This window comes from Pseudomonas caricapapayae, from assembly GCF_001400735.1.
Classification (GTDB): domain Bacteria; phylum Pseudomonadota; class Gammaproteobacteria; order Pseudomonadales; family Pseudomonadaceae; genus Aquipseudomonas; species Aquipseudomonas caricapapayae.
Genome location: NZ_LJPW01000157.1, coordinates 80,807 through 95,210 on the forward strand (window position 1 = coordinate 80,807; position 14,404 = coordinate 95,210).

The 14,404-nt window shown below is 57.8% G+C and carries 10 protein-coding genes and 1 pseudogene; 10 read left to right on the forward strand and 1 reads right to left on the reverse strand.

The genetic code is table 11. The annotated features are described in order from the left end of the window. Positions 1–61 precede the first annotated feature (61 nt). Positions 62–451 carry a type III secretion system chaperone gene (locus ALO80_RS24075; RefSeq protein WP_055010796.1) on the forward strand — a complete coding sequence of 130 codons (390 nt, stop codon included), beginning with the start codon at positions 62–64 and terminating at the stop codon, positions 449–451. A 44-nt stretch (positions 452–495) separates the two neighbouring features. Here the strand turns inward: ALO80_RS24075 and ALO80_RS24080 are convergent, their stop codons facing one another. Continuing rightward, entirely contained in the window at positions 496–5,718 is a 5,223-nt protein-coding gene (locus ALO80_RS24080) for an AvrE-family type 3 secretion system effector (RefSeq protein WP_055010797.1), read from the reverse strand. Between the two features lie 252 nt (positions 5,719–5,970). Here ALO80_RS24080 and ALO80_RS24085 point away from each other — a divergent pair, with 252 nt between their 5' ends. The 9 genes and pseudogenes from ALO80_RS24085 (at position 5,971) to sctL (ending at position 14,329) form a co-directional block, all read left to right on the forward strand. After that, positions 5,971–7,434, forward strand: coding sequence for a lytic transglycosylase domain-containing protein (locus tag ALO80_RS24085; RefSeq protein WP_055010798.1), 1,464 nt, complete (start codon positions 5,971–5,973; stop codon positions 7,432–7,434). Positions 7,435–8,520: 1,086 nt separating this feature from the next. After that, positions 8,521–9,479: pseudogene (locus ALO80_RS24090) on the forward strand (sigma 54-interacting transcriptional regulator). An 11-nt stretch (positions 9,480–9,490) separates the two neighbouring features. Beyond that, complete coding sequence (locus tag ALO80_RS24095) at positions 9,491–10,399, forward strand: sigma 54-interacting transcriptional regulator (RefSeq protein WP_055010800.1); 909 nt, start codon at positions 9,491–9,493, stop codon at positions 10,397–10,399. 93 nt (positions 10,400–10,492) lie between these two features. Beyond that, positions 10,493–10,834, forward strand: a complete 342-nt coding sequence (locus ALO80_RS24100; RefSeq protein WP_055010801.1) for a hypothetical protein — start codon at positions 10,493–10,495, stop codon at positions 10,832–10,834. A gap of 56 nt (positions 10,835–10,890) precedes the next feature. After that, positions 10,891–11,967, forward strand: coding sequence for a type III secretion system effector HrpZ (hrpZ, locus tag ALO80_RS24105; RefSeq protein ID WP_055010802.1), 1,077 nt, complete (start codon positions 10,891–10,893; stop codon positions 11,965–11,967). A gap of 28 nt (positions 11,968–11,995) precedes the next feature. Then, positions 11,996–12,370, forward strand: coding sequence for a type III secretion system inner rod subunit SctI (gene sctI, locus ALO80_RS24110; protein ID WP_054985834.1), 375 nt, complete (start codon positions 11,996–11,998; stop codon positions 12,368–12,370). Between the two features lie 8 nt (positions 12,371–12,378). After that, complete coding sequence (gene sctJ, locus ALO80_RS24115; RefSeq protein ID WP_055005282.1) at positions 12,379–13,185, forward strand: type III secretion system inner membrane ring lipoprotein SctJ; 807 nt, start codon at positions 12,379–12,381, stop codon at positions 13,183–13,185. Then, on the forward strand, positions 13,185–13,712 hold the full coding sequence (locus tag ALO80_RS24120) for a hypothetical protein (RefSeq protein WP_055010803.1): 528 nt from the start codon (positions 13,185–13,187) through the stop codon (positions 13,710–13,712). Before sctJ ends, ALO80_RS24120 begins: the two co-directional genes overlap by 1 nt. A gap of 35 nt (positions 13,713–13,747) precedes the next feature. After that, the gene (sctL, locus tag ALO80_RS24125; protein WP_055010804.1) at positions 13,748–14,329 is read left to right on the forward strand and encodes a type III secretion system stator protein SctL; all 582 of its coding nucleotides are present in this window, start codon (positions 13,748–13,750) and stop codon (positions 14,327–14,329) included. The last annotated feature ends 75 nt before the right edge of the window (positions 14,330–14,404 follow it).

Here is a 14,404-nt window from a genome sequence, read left to right on the forward strand (position 1 = left end):
AGACTGCAGATGTCTGCTGCCCGGCTGATTCACATCGCTTTACCCTTAAAGGACTATGAAGATGAAAACCCCGAAACCCGATTTCAGCCGTTTCATTCACTCTCTGGGTGCGCAGCTCGGCACCTCACTGGTACTGCAGAATGGCGTCTGTGCCTTGTATGACGGCCAGAACAACGAAGCTGCAATCATTGAATTACCCGAGCACAGCGAGATGGTCATCTTTCACTGTCGAGTGGGCCGCTCTCCGGAACGCGCTGCCGATCTGCAGCGCCTGTTGAGCCTGAACTTCGACGTTGCCCGCCTGCACGGTTGCTGGTTTGCCGTCGATCAGGGTGATGTGCGTCTGTGCGCCCAGCGCGAGCTGGCATCGCTTGATGAACCAGCATTCTGTGACGTCACTCGCGGCTTCATTTCCCAGGCACGTGACGCACGCGCGTTTCTGATGGCCTGAATGAATAGCGCCGCTGCAGGCGGCGCTGTTTGATACTTCGAGTGTCAGCTTTTCAGTTCAAAACCCTCCTTTTGCAACTGGTCGGCCGCCTTTTTCAGGGATTCGGATGGCCGTGACATCTCCCCGTCAAATGTATAACCAATCGGTTTGTCCTGGTCTTCGCCGTAAATGAAATTGATGCGTCCAAGTGTTTTGGTGACGCTCAGACTGGCTCCGCTGTTGTAGCTGACCAGCGGTAACGGGGACGTGAAGTTTTCAGCCTGAGTGGCGGTATGAAACACCACCAGACGTTTGATCCGCATCTTGTTGCGGTCTTCGAGATGGCTGGAGAGATCGTGCTGAGTCATTGTGCCGTTACGGCTACCTTCATCGATCAGGTCGATCAATTCGTCCTTCGGCTCTAGCCGTACGCGTGCCAATGTACCTTGGCTGTTTTCCATTTCCTTGAGCAGGGCGCTGAGTTTTGGGTCCTGGCGCATGAATTCGGCAACCCTCGCCGCATTGCCAGGTGCGCTGGCCTCTCTCACCGAAGCCATGATCCTGGTCAGGATGCTTTCTCGGGTCAGGCCCGACAGATCCGTTTTGCTGGTCTCGAAGCGAGCGTTATCCAGCACGCTGTGCTTGTTGACCGACGCTTGCTGTTCAACGGTTGCCCGTTTCAAACCGCGCAATGCCTTGTACTGGTTATCGTTCTGCGATGGCACACCGGCAAACAGCTCGTTCAGCCCGTCGAGCTGTGCCTGAATGGCCTCTGCCGGACTCTTGCCGGTGTAGCGAGCGTTTAGCGGATCGGCCAGTTCTGCCAGGCGTGCTTTTGTAGTGCTGTCCTTGAACACGTCCCCCAGGCTTTTGGACAGCTTGCTCAAGGCTTCGGCAGTCATTGGTTTCGCCACGTTGTAGCGGAACTTGACCCTTTTGACGGTTCTCGCTTCCACGCTCATGTTCGCGGCAACGCCAAGGTTGTTGGCGGCGGTCTGGGTGGCCGGTGTCGGGCCAGCGGCAGAGGCGGGTGTGTTGGTTGGATCGGTGTGGGTGGCACCGAGCTGCCCACGAAGCTGCCCGCCACCCGTCAGGTTGTTGATGAACCTTGGTCGGTTCTTGCCGCCTTCACGCAATTCGGTCTTGTCGTTTTTCTGCGTCAGCGAATAGTCGGTGTATGTCATCAGGTTAACCAGAATGTTCGTGGCAAACCCGCCGCGCACGACGGCAGAGAACGGATTGCTGCCATCTTCTGTCAGGTTGACTCCCGCGCGTAAGTCTGCGGTTCCTCCCGTCGTGATATCAAGCGTGAAGCGGCGTGCTTCATAGGTTTCATGGTCCACTGCTTTTTTCAATACTTGCAACGGGTTCAGTTTGCCTTCGAACAGGTCATCGACGAACCCGTCGATATCTTCGTCCGGCACATTGAAGACCACGCCAGCACGTTGACTGGCTCCTGCGGTGGCCGTCAGGTCCACGCCGAGGCGAAAGTTGGGTGTCAGCGTACGATCGTTACCGACATCGACACTGCGGGCCGGATTGTTCGCGTCGAAAAAGCCCGGCCAGTAGTCCTTGCCGGCCCCCACGCCGATACTTGCGTTGCCTGCGGCTTCGCTCATCAAGTACAGGGTAACGCCGCCTTCGCAACGCTCGGCGTTGAGAATGTAGTTGCGGTTGCCGGTGGCGCCTGCCGTCGGCCATGGGCCGGTAGCCTTGTCGGCCAGAACCGTGAAAGGACTGGTCAGGTTCAGGCCGTAGCTGCGTTGCAGCCCGATTTCATCATCACCGTGTTCCAGCTGTTTGAGCATGCTCTTGAACTTGTCGGCAAGCTCGGCCTGGTCAGGGCTGCCGGTTGCCACGCGCATATTGACGCTGACCGCATGATCAGGCTTTTTGAACGACTTCAGGAATGATTTGACTGCATCATAGCCACTCTCCAGCGCCGCATTATCGGTAAACCCCATGTCCGTCACCTGCTTGACGGGATTCTCCCCGTAGGTGATATCACGCAGCGTCGTCAGTTTCTTCTGTATCACGCTCATGTCACTGTGCGGGGTCAGCAGCTCGGCCTGGTCGAGCAGATTACCCAGGCTTTTCAGGGTGACCAGATCCAGAGCGAGCCGCGCTTTGCTCAAACCCTGATCTTCGCTGGCATCACGGCGCTGTCCCAAGGGGATATCCGCTTTGCGATGGCTGAGTTTCAGCCCGTTGTCCTTGAGAGTGCCAAGCAGTTTTCCGGTAGGGTTTTCCGCTGATGGCGCAACCTGGGTCAGGGCGTCCTGCAGTTCTTTTACCAGATCGTGCCCGGAGCTTTTGAAGTTGAGCTTTGTGCCCAGTTCGGCAAGCTTTTTGCCGAATTGCATGCGCAGCGATGATTTGGCCAGTTCGCCGTGCTGATTGAGCAGACCGTCCTGCTGCCTCAGATTTTTAACCTTGCCATGACTCTGACCGATGGCCATCAGCGCTGTGTAGGTATGGTTTTCGAGCTCGTCTCGCAACGCTTCGAGTTCCTTGACCAGCGTCGCTCCTTCAGAGCCCAGGTTCAGTCGGGCGATGCGCGCCTTCAGGTCGTTACCCGGCTCCGGGGGAGGGCCGCCTGCCTCGTGAATCAGCTCCAGTTGCTTGAACAGGATCGACTCGCTCTCGTATACCTCTCTCAGACCGACACGACCATGATGGCGATGCTGAATATGGTTACCAACGTTCTTCATCCAGCGTGGTGGCTCTGCAGTATTTTTATAAACGTTGGCGCGTATGAACTCGCTGGTGCTGGCTGTGTGGGTTTTTTCCATCCCACCGCGGCCCATGACATTGATGTCGAGTCTGGCGGTCAGTCCGGTTTTAGGAATTCGCCAGGTCTTGTTGGAACGTGTGATGCGCGCATGCACATCGTTCAAACCGTTTTCTTCCACGGGGCGTGGCTCGAACGCTTGCCATTTTCCGCCCTTGAGTTGCATCAGGCCTTGTCCCGGCGCGTCCTCGATCTGTGCACTCAGCCTGTTGTCATCGTTGGTGAAGAGTGCCTTGACGGGCTGGCCTTCAGGTGTGGCAACCGGCGTCCAGCGGGCGCGCAGGCGGTCTCCGAACTTCACTGCCTGCCAGTCCTCTCTGGGCAGGGAGTAAACTTCACCAGTGCCGGTGAGCGCGTGCAGATTGTGCTTTTCATCCAGCGACAGACTCTTGATATCGCCTTGCAGTCCGGGGATGTCCAGCGTAATCGGCTTATGGTCTTTGCTGTGGGCGGTCAGGCAACCCTTGTCATCCAGCGCGACAAAGCGTTTATCGCTGACCATCGCAAAAGCGGTAATCACCCGATCATCAAGGCCCTCTATTTCCTTGCCTACGGCGACTTTGGTCGAGCGTGCCGTCTGGGCCAGCGCCGTATTGTGGTCAAAGGCCATGTTGGGGTGTTCGGGAGCAACCGTCAGCTTGTGCAGCTTGCCGCCCTTGAGTACGTAAGCGTTGCTGTCGGCCCCGCGTTGCAGGCGATCAATGTCTTTGATCCCGGCGTCTTTCCAGCATTGTGGTGTCGCGTCCCAACGCTGAATGCGCCCCTCGCTGAGGCCGACCAGCCCGGAGCGGTCGAGATTGAGCCGGTCAGGAGCGGCGGGAGCTGCTGGTATCGTCAGGCCACGAGTGTTGTCCAGCACCAGTGCATTGGTCAGGTTCCAGCCGCTTTCCAGTCTGGAGCCCTGTTCGTCCAGGGCGTGGGAGTGAACTTCGCCCTGACGGTTTTTGATCAGCGCATGAATACGGCCGTCGTCGCCGTTGATGAAACCGGTGACGCTGTTGTGGCCACCAAGAGGCAGGCCTGCCAACTGATAGCCGGTCTGCTCGGGCATGAGCTTCAACTGCGCGGCGTCGCTGTCAAAGGCGCTACGGTCTGTGCTGTAAAGCCTGCCCTGAGTGTCTGCGACGAACAGCTTGTCGGCGCTCAGGCCAACCGCAGCCGCTTGCGCCTTGCCGCCATCCAGCTCCAGGGTTTTGGTTTTCTTCTCCGTCAGCCCGCCAATCACCGGCGTCATGTCGGTCAGCAGGATCGTTTGAGTGTCTTTGCCGCTGAGCAACGCCGCTCTGTTGTCCGGCGCGACCGAGAATGACTGCAGGTCTTTGACTTCCACATGCGGCATGAACGGACTCGAAAGGTCGACCACGGCATCATCACTTTTTGCATAGACCGAGCCGTTGCCGCCCATGGCAAGACTATTGAAGGCAATGTCCTCCGTGTTTTCGGGAGCTTTCCAGCGGATGTTTATCGGGTCGAACTGATACAGCCGGTCTTCGTGCACGCGCAGGCGATCACTGGCCTCTGTGAGGTGTACATCGGTGAGGTACGCGAGATGGGCCTTGCCCGGTAATTCCTGAGTTGTGCGCCCGCTGGGGGAGTTGATGTGAAGGTGACCATCTTCCCGTTCCAGGCTTACGGCTGCGGGTTTTCTTCCTTCTATAGGCAGCGCCTCGTTGCTGCTGCGGATCAACGCCAGCGCGCTGTCGTCCTGTGCCAGATGCAACAGATGCCCGTTGGTTTGCAACAACTGGTGGCCATACACGCCCTGTTTGCTCTCTTGGGCCAGATAGGTCTGGCCGGAGTTGGCAAGAATGTCTTCCAGCAACGGGTCGAGGCCAGGCGTATCAAACGTGGAAAAGTCGGGTTTGCCTTTGGCATCCAGTCCAATCGTGCCCTGTGGCTGTGAGCTGCGCACCAGCTCCCCGGCCTTGAGTTCAAAGCGGCCGCCGTTGCTGGGTCCCAGCCGGGCATAAGGGGCCGGCGCTTCTTTGGAGTCTCCGGCTTTGGTGCCGGAACTGCTTGCCTCGTTCTGGTGTTCTCCCGGCAGATCGAATCTGACGTGAAGATTGTTTCGCCTGGCCATGTCGATACGCGGCGACGTGTGTTCGATTTCATGGGCGTCTGCCTCGGCGCTTCCTGTCGTGTTCGGACTGTTACGCAGGATTGACTTGAGGGGAGTGGCAGAGGGCGGCGTCAGGTTTTCCGCCAGGCGCGGTTCGCGTTGAGAGCGTTTTGCGGTCTGAGAATGGGATGCAGATGCAGCGGGCGTGGTGTTTTTGCTGCTGAGCGGTCTGGCCGCTGTTTGCTGCGGTGCCTTGGACTTCTGAAACAGTTTGCCGACACTCTTCAGTGCTCGCTTGCCGATGCTGCTCAATGAGTGCGAAGCGCGTTGTGTCGGCTGCTCGTTTTTCTGCTGTAGCCCCGTGGCGGTGTGCGTGCTTGCAGTGCTTGATGACTGTAGGGGGTTTCCGGTGGTCCGGTTGATAGGTGGTGCTTGCACGGTGAATCTCCCTGTCCGTTTTGACGCTGATAGCCGCCTGATGTAGCCCTGAGAAAAATCCTTCACAAGCTGAGTGTCATGGGGTGCAGGCCGGTTCCATAAGAAATGGCGGTAATGAAAGTCAAAGGCTGAAATGATTCAGCGCTTCGTCGTCTGGAGATATACGGGGCTTTTTCGGGAATATCTGCCTGACAGGGAACCGGAATGGCGAGCACGCCACGTAGAGTGGACACGTTCAGGACATTCCCGCCCATGCCCGCCGTCGCCTTACCTGATTCCCGTCCACGCTCGCTGGCTCGCTCGGTCCAGATCGCCGTCCTCGCTTTGGGCTCGCTGTGTGTGGGCTGTCAGTCAGTCGACTATGCACAACCGCGTATGGATCGCATGCCGCGTCTTGTTGCAGGGCTGACATCCTGGGTGGACGATGAGCAGCCAGGTTCAAGGGCTTCGCAAAAGATCTCCGACTTGCCCGTCTACAATGGCGAAGATGTCTGGCAGCGGGTGGCCCAGCGTTGCAGGCTGGCAGATAGCCAGGGCATGAATGAGCGTATTGCCCGGCAACGTGACTGGCTGTTGAGCAATCGCGGCTTTATTACCGGAGCGAGTGGCAGGGCCAGTCCCTATCTGCATTTCATCGTCGAGCGTCTGGACGAGCGCAACATGCCGCTGGAGCTGGCGCTGCTGCCGATGATCGAGAGCTCTTACAACCCGATGGCCAATTCACCCTCTGCGGCGGCGGGGCTGTGGCAGTTCATCCCTTCCACAGGGCGCAGTTTCAATCTGAATCAAAGCGCTACCTACGACGCTCGCCGTGACGTAGTGGCCTCAAGCAAGGCCGCAATGGATTATCTGACACGTCTGCATGATCAGTTCGACAATGACTGGCTGCTGGCGCTGGCCGCCTACAATGCGGGCGAGGGGACTGTCGGGCGGGCGATCGAAGCCAACCGTCGGCGCGGTCTGCCTGTCGATTACTGGCACCTGACGTTACCCAGGGAAACCCAGGATTACGTACCTCGTTTGCTGGCACTCTCGATTCTGGTTCGCAACCCTGAGGCCTACGGGGTAAAGCTGACTCCGGTCGCCAATACGCCTTATTTCGACATGGTCGAGCTTAACCATGCAGTGGATCTTACCCAGCTGGCGGCTACAGCCGGCGTGGATGAGGGGCAACTGGTCAGACTCAACTCGGCGTTTCTGCGCAAAAAAACGCCGGATGGACCGGGGCGGTTGCTGCTGCCCAAGACTCAGAAGCAGGTGCTGACAGCGGGTATTGCGCGAATAACGGGTGAGTCGCCAGTGACGACAGGCCCTCAACGCGTTGAGAAGCCTGTGATCGAACGCTTGCCCACGTCCCCACCTGCACGGCCGGTGCAAGTGGTCGAACGAACACCTGTGCCAAAGCCTGTCCAGGCAGTACAAACGGCTGAGCAGGTGCCTGCGCCACGCCCGGTGGAATCCGCGCCGGTAGCAGAACAGGCATCCGTAGCGCAGATACAGCCCTCAGGGCAGGCTGTGAAGCCTGAAGAGTTGCCGACGATCACAGCGCCGGTTCCGGCAGGCAACCCATCATTGGTATCAAATGGCGTACAAGCCCGGCATTACATAGATGACCGTTCGTCGCCGCGCAAGCGCGATGATATCGAGGATCGCAACGGTCCGCGCGAGCTGCCGAGCGGACCGCGAGTGGTGGTCTACGCCAGCGAATCGCGCTAAAAATCTGCGGTCTTGAGGCGCTACGACTGCGCAAATCCCCTTTAAAATGCGCTTTTTTGGTGCTTTTTCTCGTTTTCACGCGTACTTGATCCAGTCTCAAAGTGCTCTATCTTTACGCGGATTTCCCCTTTTTTTGTTCTCGCTCGTGGCAGGTCGCCATGAACTATCTACTCGTGCCGTCTCTATTTTCACTGAACTTTTGTAAATATTTGTAAGCTAGTTCTTACACACATTTAGAAACATTCTAGCGCCATGACCGGGTATCAGTGATCTTTATGGTCGTCACTTCCATCGATGCCTAAGCTGACGATTGATGGATTGTCCTACACTGAATCCTTTCAGTTGGCTATTTACCTCGCCGCTTTTTTTGCTTGTATGCGTATGCGCCCACTCGTTCGGATAGCCGAATGGGGTGATGGCATAAAGCCGCCTAAGCTTGTGCCCGGAATACGGGAGGTTTGTGCGGCCTCCAGAACGGAGTGTGGGCGGCGTTCGGAAAACCGAATGAAAAGAGCCGTGGCAGTCTTGTTGTTCAAGGTGCCGGACAAGCCCTCTGTTTTAACGCTCAAAGTAACAAGTTTTCTTAAGCACTTTCTTATTTTAGTGTGTGCATCGCTTAGTCTGTTTAGTCTGTAAGAAGTGTCTTTTGTACGCGTCATGTCCGTTGTGCCTGTTCAGGTGATGTGGTGATTGAGTGTTCCATCTGGGTAGTGTCCTGGCTTTTAAACAGGTTCGATTAAACCTGTTCTTGCGTCGGTTGTTTTTTAAATAATAAAACCGTGCGGTTACATGGTTTTTTGCCTGGCTCCAAGACAGGGCATCCGGTCTTGAAGCCCGCAGGCAGGAGGGCAAGCGGATTTTTCTGGTCGTAAATGCTTGATCAGGATGGAATAACGATAGATTAAAGTAATCATCCCAACAGAGTGGCTCTATGCCAGATTTTTCCATAAGATGATGGTATTACTATGATAATAATTCTCAACTTTGTGAGCTTTTTCTCATTCGCAGGGGAACTAAATTACTATATGTCTGCCTTGTAAGACGTGGTATTAATAGTCCGCTTGCCACCCACAGTGAGAGTGAACGATGAGCACAGGCATTGATAAGGACGTCCGAGAGTGTTGGGACGTAACTGCATTATCCGCTGGTCATCAAATTGCAATGAACAGCGCGTTTCTGGATATGGATTTGTTGCTGTGCGGGGAAACCGGAACCGGCAAAGACACCTTGGCCAATCGTGTTCATGAGCTGTCCAGCCGGTCCGGGCCTTTTGTCGGCATGAATTGCGCCGCCATTCCGGAGTCGCTGGCAGAAAGCCAGTTGTTCGGTGTCGTCAATGGCGCATTTACCGGTGTCTGCCGCGCTCGTGAGGGCTACATCGAGGCGTCCAGCGGCGGCACGCTTTACCTGGATGAAATCGACAGCATGCCGCTGAGCCTTCAGGCCAAATTACTGCGCGTGCTGGAGAGCCGGGGAGTCGAGCGGCTGGGCTCGACCGAGTTCATTCCACTGGATCTGCGCGTGATTGCTTCAGCCCAGCGCCCATTGGATGAACTGGTGGAACAAGGACTTTTTCGTCGCGATCTGTTTTTTCGGCTCAACGTGCTGACGCTTCACTTGCCAGCCTTGCGCAAACGTCGCGAGCAGATCCTGCCGTTGTTCGACCAGTTCACCCAGGAGATTGCCGCTGAGTTCCAACGTCCCGTTCCTGTACTGGACAACGGTCGTGTGCAGATCCTCCTCAGCCATGACTGGCCGGGCAACGTACGTGAGCTGAAGTCCGCAGCCAAGCGGTTTGTGTTGGGGTTCCCTCTGCTGGGCGCCGAGCCGGTGGACGCACGCGACCCCGCGACAGGTCTGCGCATGCAAATGCGCGTGATCGAGAAAATGCTTATTCAGGACGCACTCAAGCGGCACCGACACAATGTAGACGCCGTGCTTCAGGAGCTTGAACTGCCCAGACGTACGCTTTACCACCGCATGAAGGAGTTGGGAGTTGCTGCTTGATTGCAGCAACGGCTGGAGTCCGAAAAGCTGATGTCTAGGGAGTTGTGGGATGGAGCTTGATGATGGGTTTGATGATGATCTGGACCAGGAGTGTGTGCCGAATCTGGGGATCGTTGCTGAAAGCATTTCGCAACTCGGCATCGATGTGTTGCTGTCAGGCGAGACCGGGACCGGCAAAGACACTATCGCCCAGCGAATTCATGCAATGTCTGGCCGTAAAGGCCGCCTGGTCGCGATGAATTGCGCTGCGATTCCGGAGTCACTGGCCGAGAGCGAGCTGTTTGGCGTGGTCAGCGGTGCCTACACCGGTGCCGACCGTTCCAGGGTCGGTTACATCGAAGCGGCGCAAGGCGGTACGCTGTATCTGGATGAGATCGATAGCATGCCGCTCAGCCTGCAGGCCAAGCTGTTGAGGGTGCTGGAAACCCGCGCCTTGGAACGACTGGGTTCAACGTCGACGATCAAGCTGGACGTTTGCGTGATCGCGTCGGCTCAGTCGTGTCTGGACGATGCCGTCGAGCAGGGCAGGTTTCGTCGCGATCTGTACTTTCGCCTCAACGTGCTGACCCTCCAGCTGCCGGCGTTGCGTACCCAGCCTGAGCGTATTCTGCCCTTGTTCAAGCGATTCGTTGCGGCTGCCGCCAAAGAACTGGAGGCTGTCCCGCCCGATGTCTGCCCCCTGCTTCAGCAGGTGTTACTGGGGCATGACTGGCCTGGCAATATCCGTGAGCTCAAGGCGGCAGCCAAGCGCCATGTATTGGGTTTCCCCGTGCTGGGCGTCGATCCGCAAAGTGAAGAACACCTGGCCTGCGGTCTCAAATCCCAGTTGCGGGCGATTGAAAAGGCTTTGATTCAACAGGCGCTCAAGCGTCACCGCAATTGCATTGACGCCGCAAGCCTGGAGCTGGATATGCCTCGGCGTACGCTTTATCGACGTATCAAGGAATTGCAGATCTGATTTTTTGCAAACCCGCTGGAACCGATCTGCGGGTCGTTGCCACCTAGCTGTACCAAGCAATAACGCTGGTGTAGATAAAAGGGGCATCACGTCATGGTCGCATTTTCAAGTCTAACCTCGAAACTCACCAACCTCGGCAACGGTGCCGTCAACGGTGTCGGTGGCGCGTTGCAAGGCGCCAACACCGTTGCGTCCAACGCCAGCCTGCAGAGCAATATTCTTTCGGGCACGGGCGACAGTCTGTCGGTTGCCGCACAGGCCAAGGCCAGTAAAGAGACCGACGCCAATGGCGCGAAACTGATTGCCATGCAAGCCGAAGAAACCAAGAAGAAGCAGACGATGGACGTGCTGAACGCCATCGAAGCGGGCAAGGAAGACTCCACCAACAAAAAGATCAGTGCCACAGCGCAGAACGCTAAGGGTATCAGTTACTAATTATTTCTGATTGCCCCCTCGCCAGAGGGGGCCGCTATCTCAGGACGGGCGTTTCTATGCAAGCTCTCAATAGCTTCAATTCCCTGCAAACCTCGGCTTCACTGTTCCCTGTGTCGCTCGACAACGACGCAACCAGCAGCACCAGCACCTCCAGCAAGGAACTCAAGGCCGTCATCGACCAACTGGTTCAGGCCCTGACCAAAAATGGCCAGCTGGATGACACCTCGCCGCTCGGCAAGATGCTCGCCAAGGCCATGGCTGCGGACGGCAAGTCGGGCGGTAGCATTGCCGATATCACGGCAGCGCTCGACAAACTGATCCACGAAAAGCTCGGTGACAACTTCGGCGCTTCCGCAGGCATCGGTGGTGGCGCGGGTTCAGGTTCGGGTGCTGGTGGCGGCCAGCTGGACGGCGCGGGTGGTGGACAGTCTGACCTGATGAATCAGGTGCTCAATGGCCTCGGCAAAGCCGTGCTGGACAATCTGCTGACTCCTAGCGGGGAAGGCGGAACAACGTTCTCCAGCGACGATATGCCGATTCTGGAAAAAGTCGCTCAGTTCATGGACGACAACAAGGCCCAGTTCCCCACCCGTGACGGTGGTTCCTGGATGGACGAGTTGAAGGAAGACAATGGTCTTGACGGTCAGGAAACCGCCCAATTCCGCTCGGCCCTCGACATTCTCGGTCAGCAGCTTGGCCAGCAACAGAGTGATGCAAGCGGCCTTTCGGGCAGTGGCGGCGGTGGCCTGGGGTCACCCGTGAGTGATTCGGCAGGCGCTCCGGCTTCGCTGGGCGATCCTGCAATCGATGCCAACACCGGGCCTGCCGCGAACGGCAACGGCAACATCGATGTGGGCCAGTTGATCGGGCAACTGATCGACCGCGGTCTGCAGGCGTCTGGCGGAGGTCTGGGTACGCCGACTGACAACTCTACGCAGCCGGGCACCACCAATGGCAACCTGTCCAATCAGGACTTGGGGCAATTGTTGGAAGGCTTGCTGCAGAAGGGGCTGGAGGCCACGCTCAAGGATGCTACCGGCGCTGGCAATGATTTGCAGGCAAGCGCTGCGCAGACTGTTGCCCAGATCCTCAATGCCCTGTTGCAAAGCAGCAATAACCAGGCTGTTGCCTGACCGACCGCCGCCTGACGGAGAAACCTGTATGAGCATTTCCCATATCAGCCACCTCAAGAGCCTGTCTTCAGAGCTTGGGCCCAATGTGCATCAGGAGCTCGTTTCCGAGCCCGTTCAGGCGGATGTCGATCTTTTTACGGCGGCCATGCGCCCGGACAGTGGGCCTTCGTCTTCTCATCTGTCAGACAAGGTTGCCAGTGCGCTGTCCGAGCGCCTGGGCGATACCGCAAAACTTTCCCAACAGGCGCTGCGCCAGATGAAGAGAGTCGCAGGTTCCGAAGACGGTGCTGATATTGTTCAGATGGGCCGTGCGCTGTCGCAATGCTCGTTACAGATGGCGTTGACAACCAAAGTTGTGAGCAAGAGCGCTCAGGCGCTCGACAAGCTGACCAACCTGCAGTAGAGGTCTACGTGAAATTTCTCAGCGCAGGTCTGCTGCTGATGTGCATTCTGATGCTCGGCGGCTGCAGTGATGACACCGATTTGTTCACTGGACTCTCCGAACAGGATTCCAACGAAGTCGTGGCGCGGCTTGCGGATCAGCATATCGATGCGCGCAAACGCCTGGAAAAAACCGGTGTGGTGGTCACTGTCGCTACCAGCGACATGAACCGCGCCGTACGTGTTCTGGACGCTGCCGGTCTGCCGCGGCATTCGCGCACCAGCCTGGGCGAAATCTTCAAGAAGGAAGGCGTGATTTCGACGCCGCTCGAAGAACGTGCTCGTTACATCTATGCCTTGTCTCAGGAGCTTGAGGCAACTCTTTCGCAAATCGACGGCGTTATTGTCGCCAGGGTGCATGTGGTGCTCCCGGAGCGCATAGCGCCGGGCGAGCCGGTGCAACCTGCGTCCGCAGCCGTGTTCATCAAGCATTCTGCATCGCTTGACCCCGACAGTGTGCGTGGGCGAATTCAACAGATGGTCGCCAGCAGTATTCCTGGCATGTCTACCCAGTCTGCGGATTCGAAGAAGTTTTCCATCGTGTTCGTGCCCGCTGTCGAGTTTCAGGAAACCACCCAATGGGTGAGTTTCGGGCCTTTCAAGCTGGACAGCGCAAACCTGCCATTCTGGAACGTCATGCTCTGGGTCATCCCGGCAGGTTTTGCTCTTTTGCTGCTGATTGTCTTGCTGGCAGTACGCAGTGACTGGCGTAACGGGTTGCTGCGCCGCACAGGTTTCGGCGCGCGCAGTCGTACCGGCCTGCCGGCGCGTACGTAATGGATCCGACGGTCGAAGCGCTCTGGGTTCGCTGGTGGTGCAATCCCTGGTCGTGGGCTCATCCGGTCCGGCAGCACAGATTCGCCGAGTCTTGCGGACTGACGGTGGGCGAATGCGACGCGCTCATGGCTTGCCGCCACAGCGTGTTCCTGGAGAGCGTGGGGATTGCGCCCGCTCAACCGGCCGTTGCCGACACGGCGGTGCTGGACTGGCTGACATTGACACCCGTTCAGCGTGAACAGGCCATAGGCCTGGCGCAGTTGATCTGTTTTACCCGCTATGAAAGTGACGGGCCGGACGGGCCGTGGTGTTGGGCGCTCGCCAAGGCGCTGCGTCCGGCGGTATGGCTGCCCGCCGATGTCTACGATGCGCGCTTGCTGTTAGGTGCCTGGCTCGGGTCGCAGCACTGGTCGCGTCTGCGGCTGGCCTGGCCTCCGGGCGAAGTTGCCGATGTGCCCTGCGAGGCACCGGAGAACAAGCTTCAGACACTGTGGCGCGCCATCCTGTGGCGCGTCACGGCAGCCTGAATTGAACCTCATACCTTCTGCGTCAGGAATTGCCCATGCTTGCCAAACGCAGTATTGCCTTGACGACCGCGTCGCTGCTGCCTGAACCGATCTTGCGTCGCGAAGACATCGCCGACAGTCTGCTGGCCCGCGACATCCTCGCTGACGCCCGTCAGCAGGCCGAGCAGATGCTTGTCCGCACGCAGGAGGAGGCCGATCGTCTCAACCAGCAGGCGCTGGCGCAGTTCTGGGAAAACGCCAATGCATTTCTCTGCGAGCTTCAGCAGCAGCGCGAAACCCTGCAACAGGAGTCGATGGTTGCCGTGGAGGCGCTGTTGAGCGAGTCACTGCGGCACTTGCTGGACGACACCACGCTGGCCGAGCGGGCGCGGGCTCTGGCCAGAAACCTGGCTGCCAGCCAGCTCAACCAGGCAATCGCAACGCTCAGCGTGCACCCCGACATGGCTGAACCGGTCGCCGAGTGGCTGGCGGAAAGCCGTTTCGCCGAGCACTGGCAGCTCAAGCGAGATGCATCGGTAGCATCAGGCAGCCTGCGCCTGAGCGACGCCAACGGTGCCTTCGATATCGACTGGATGACGTTGCGCAATGGCCTGCTGGGGGCCGAACAGTCTGCCTGACACAGGTTTGAGCGCACGCAGAGTCGAAGATGGAACCGTGCCGCAGGTTTGCTCCACTCAAGGTATGAACCCTTT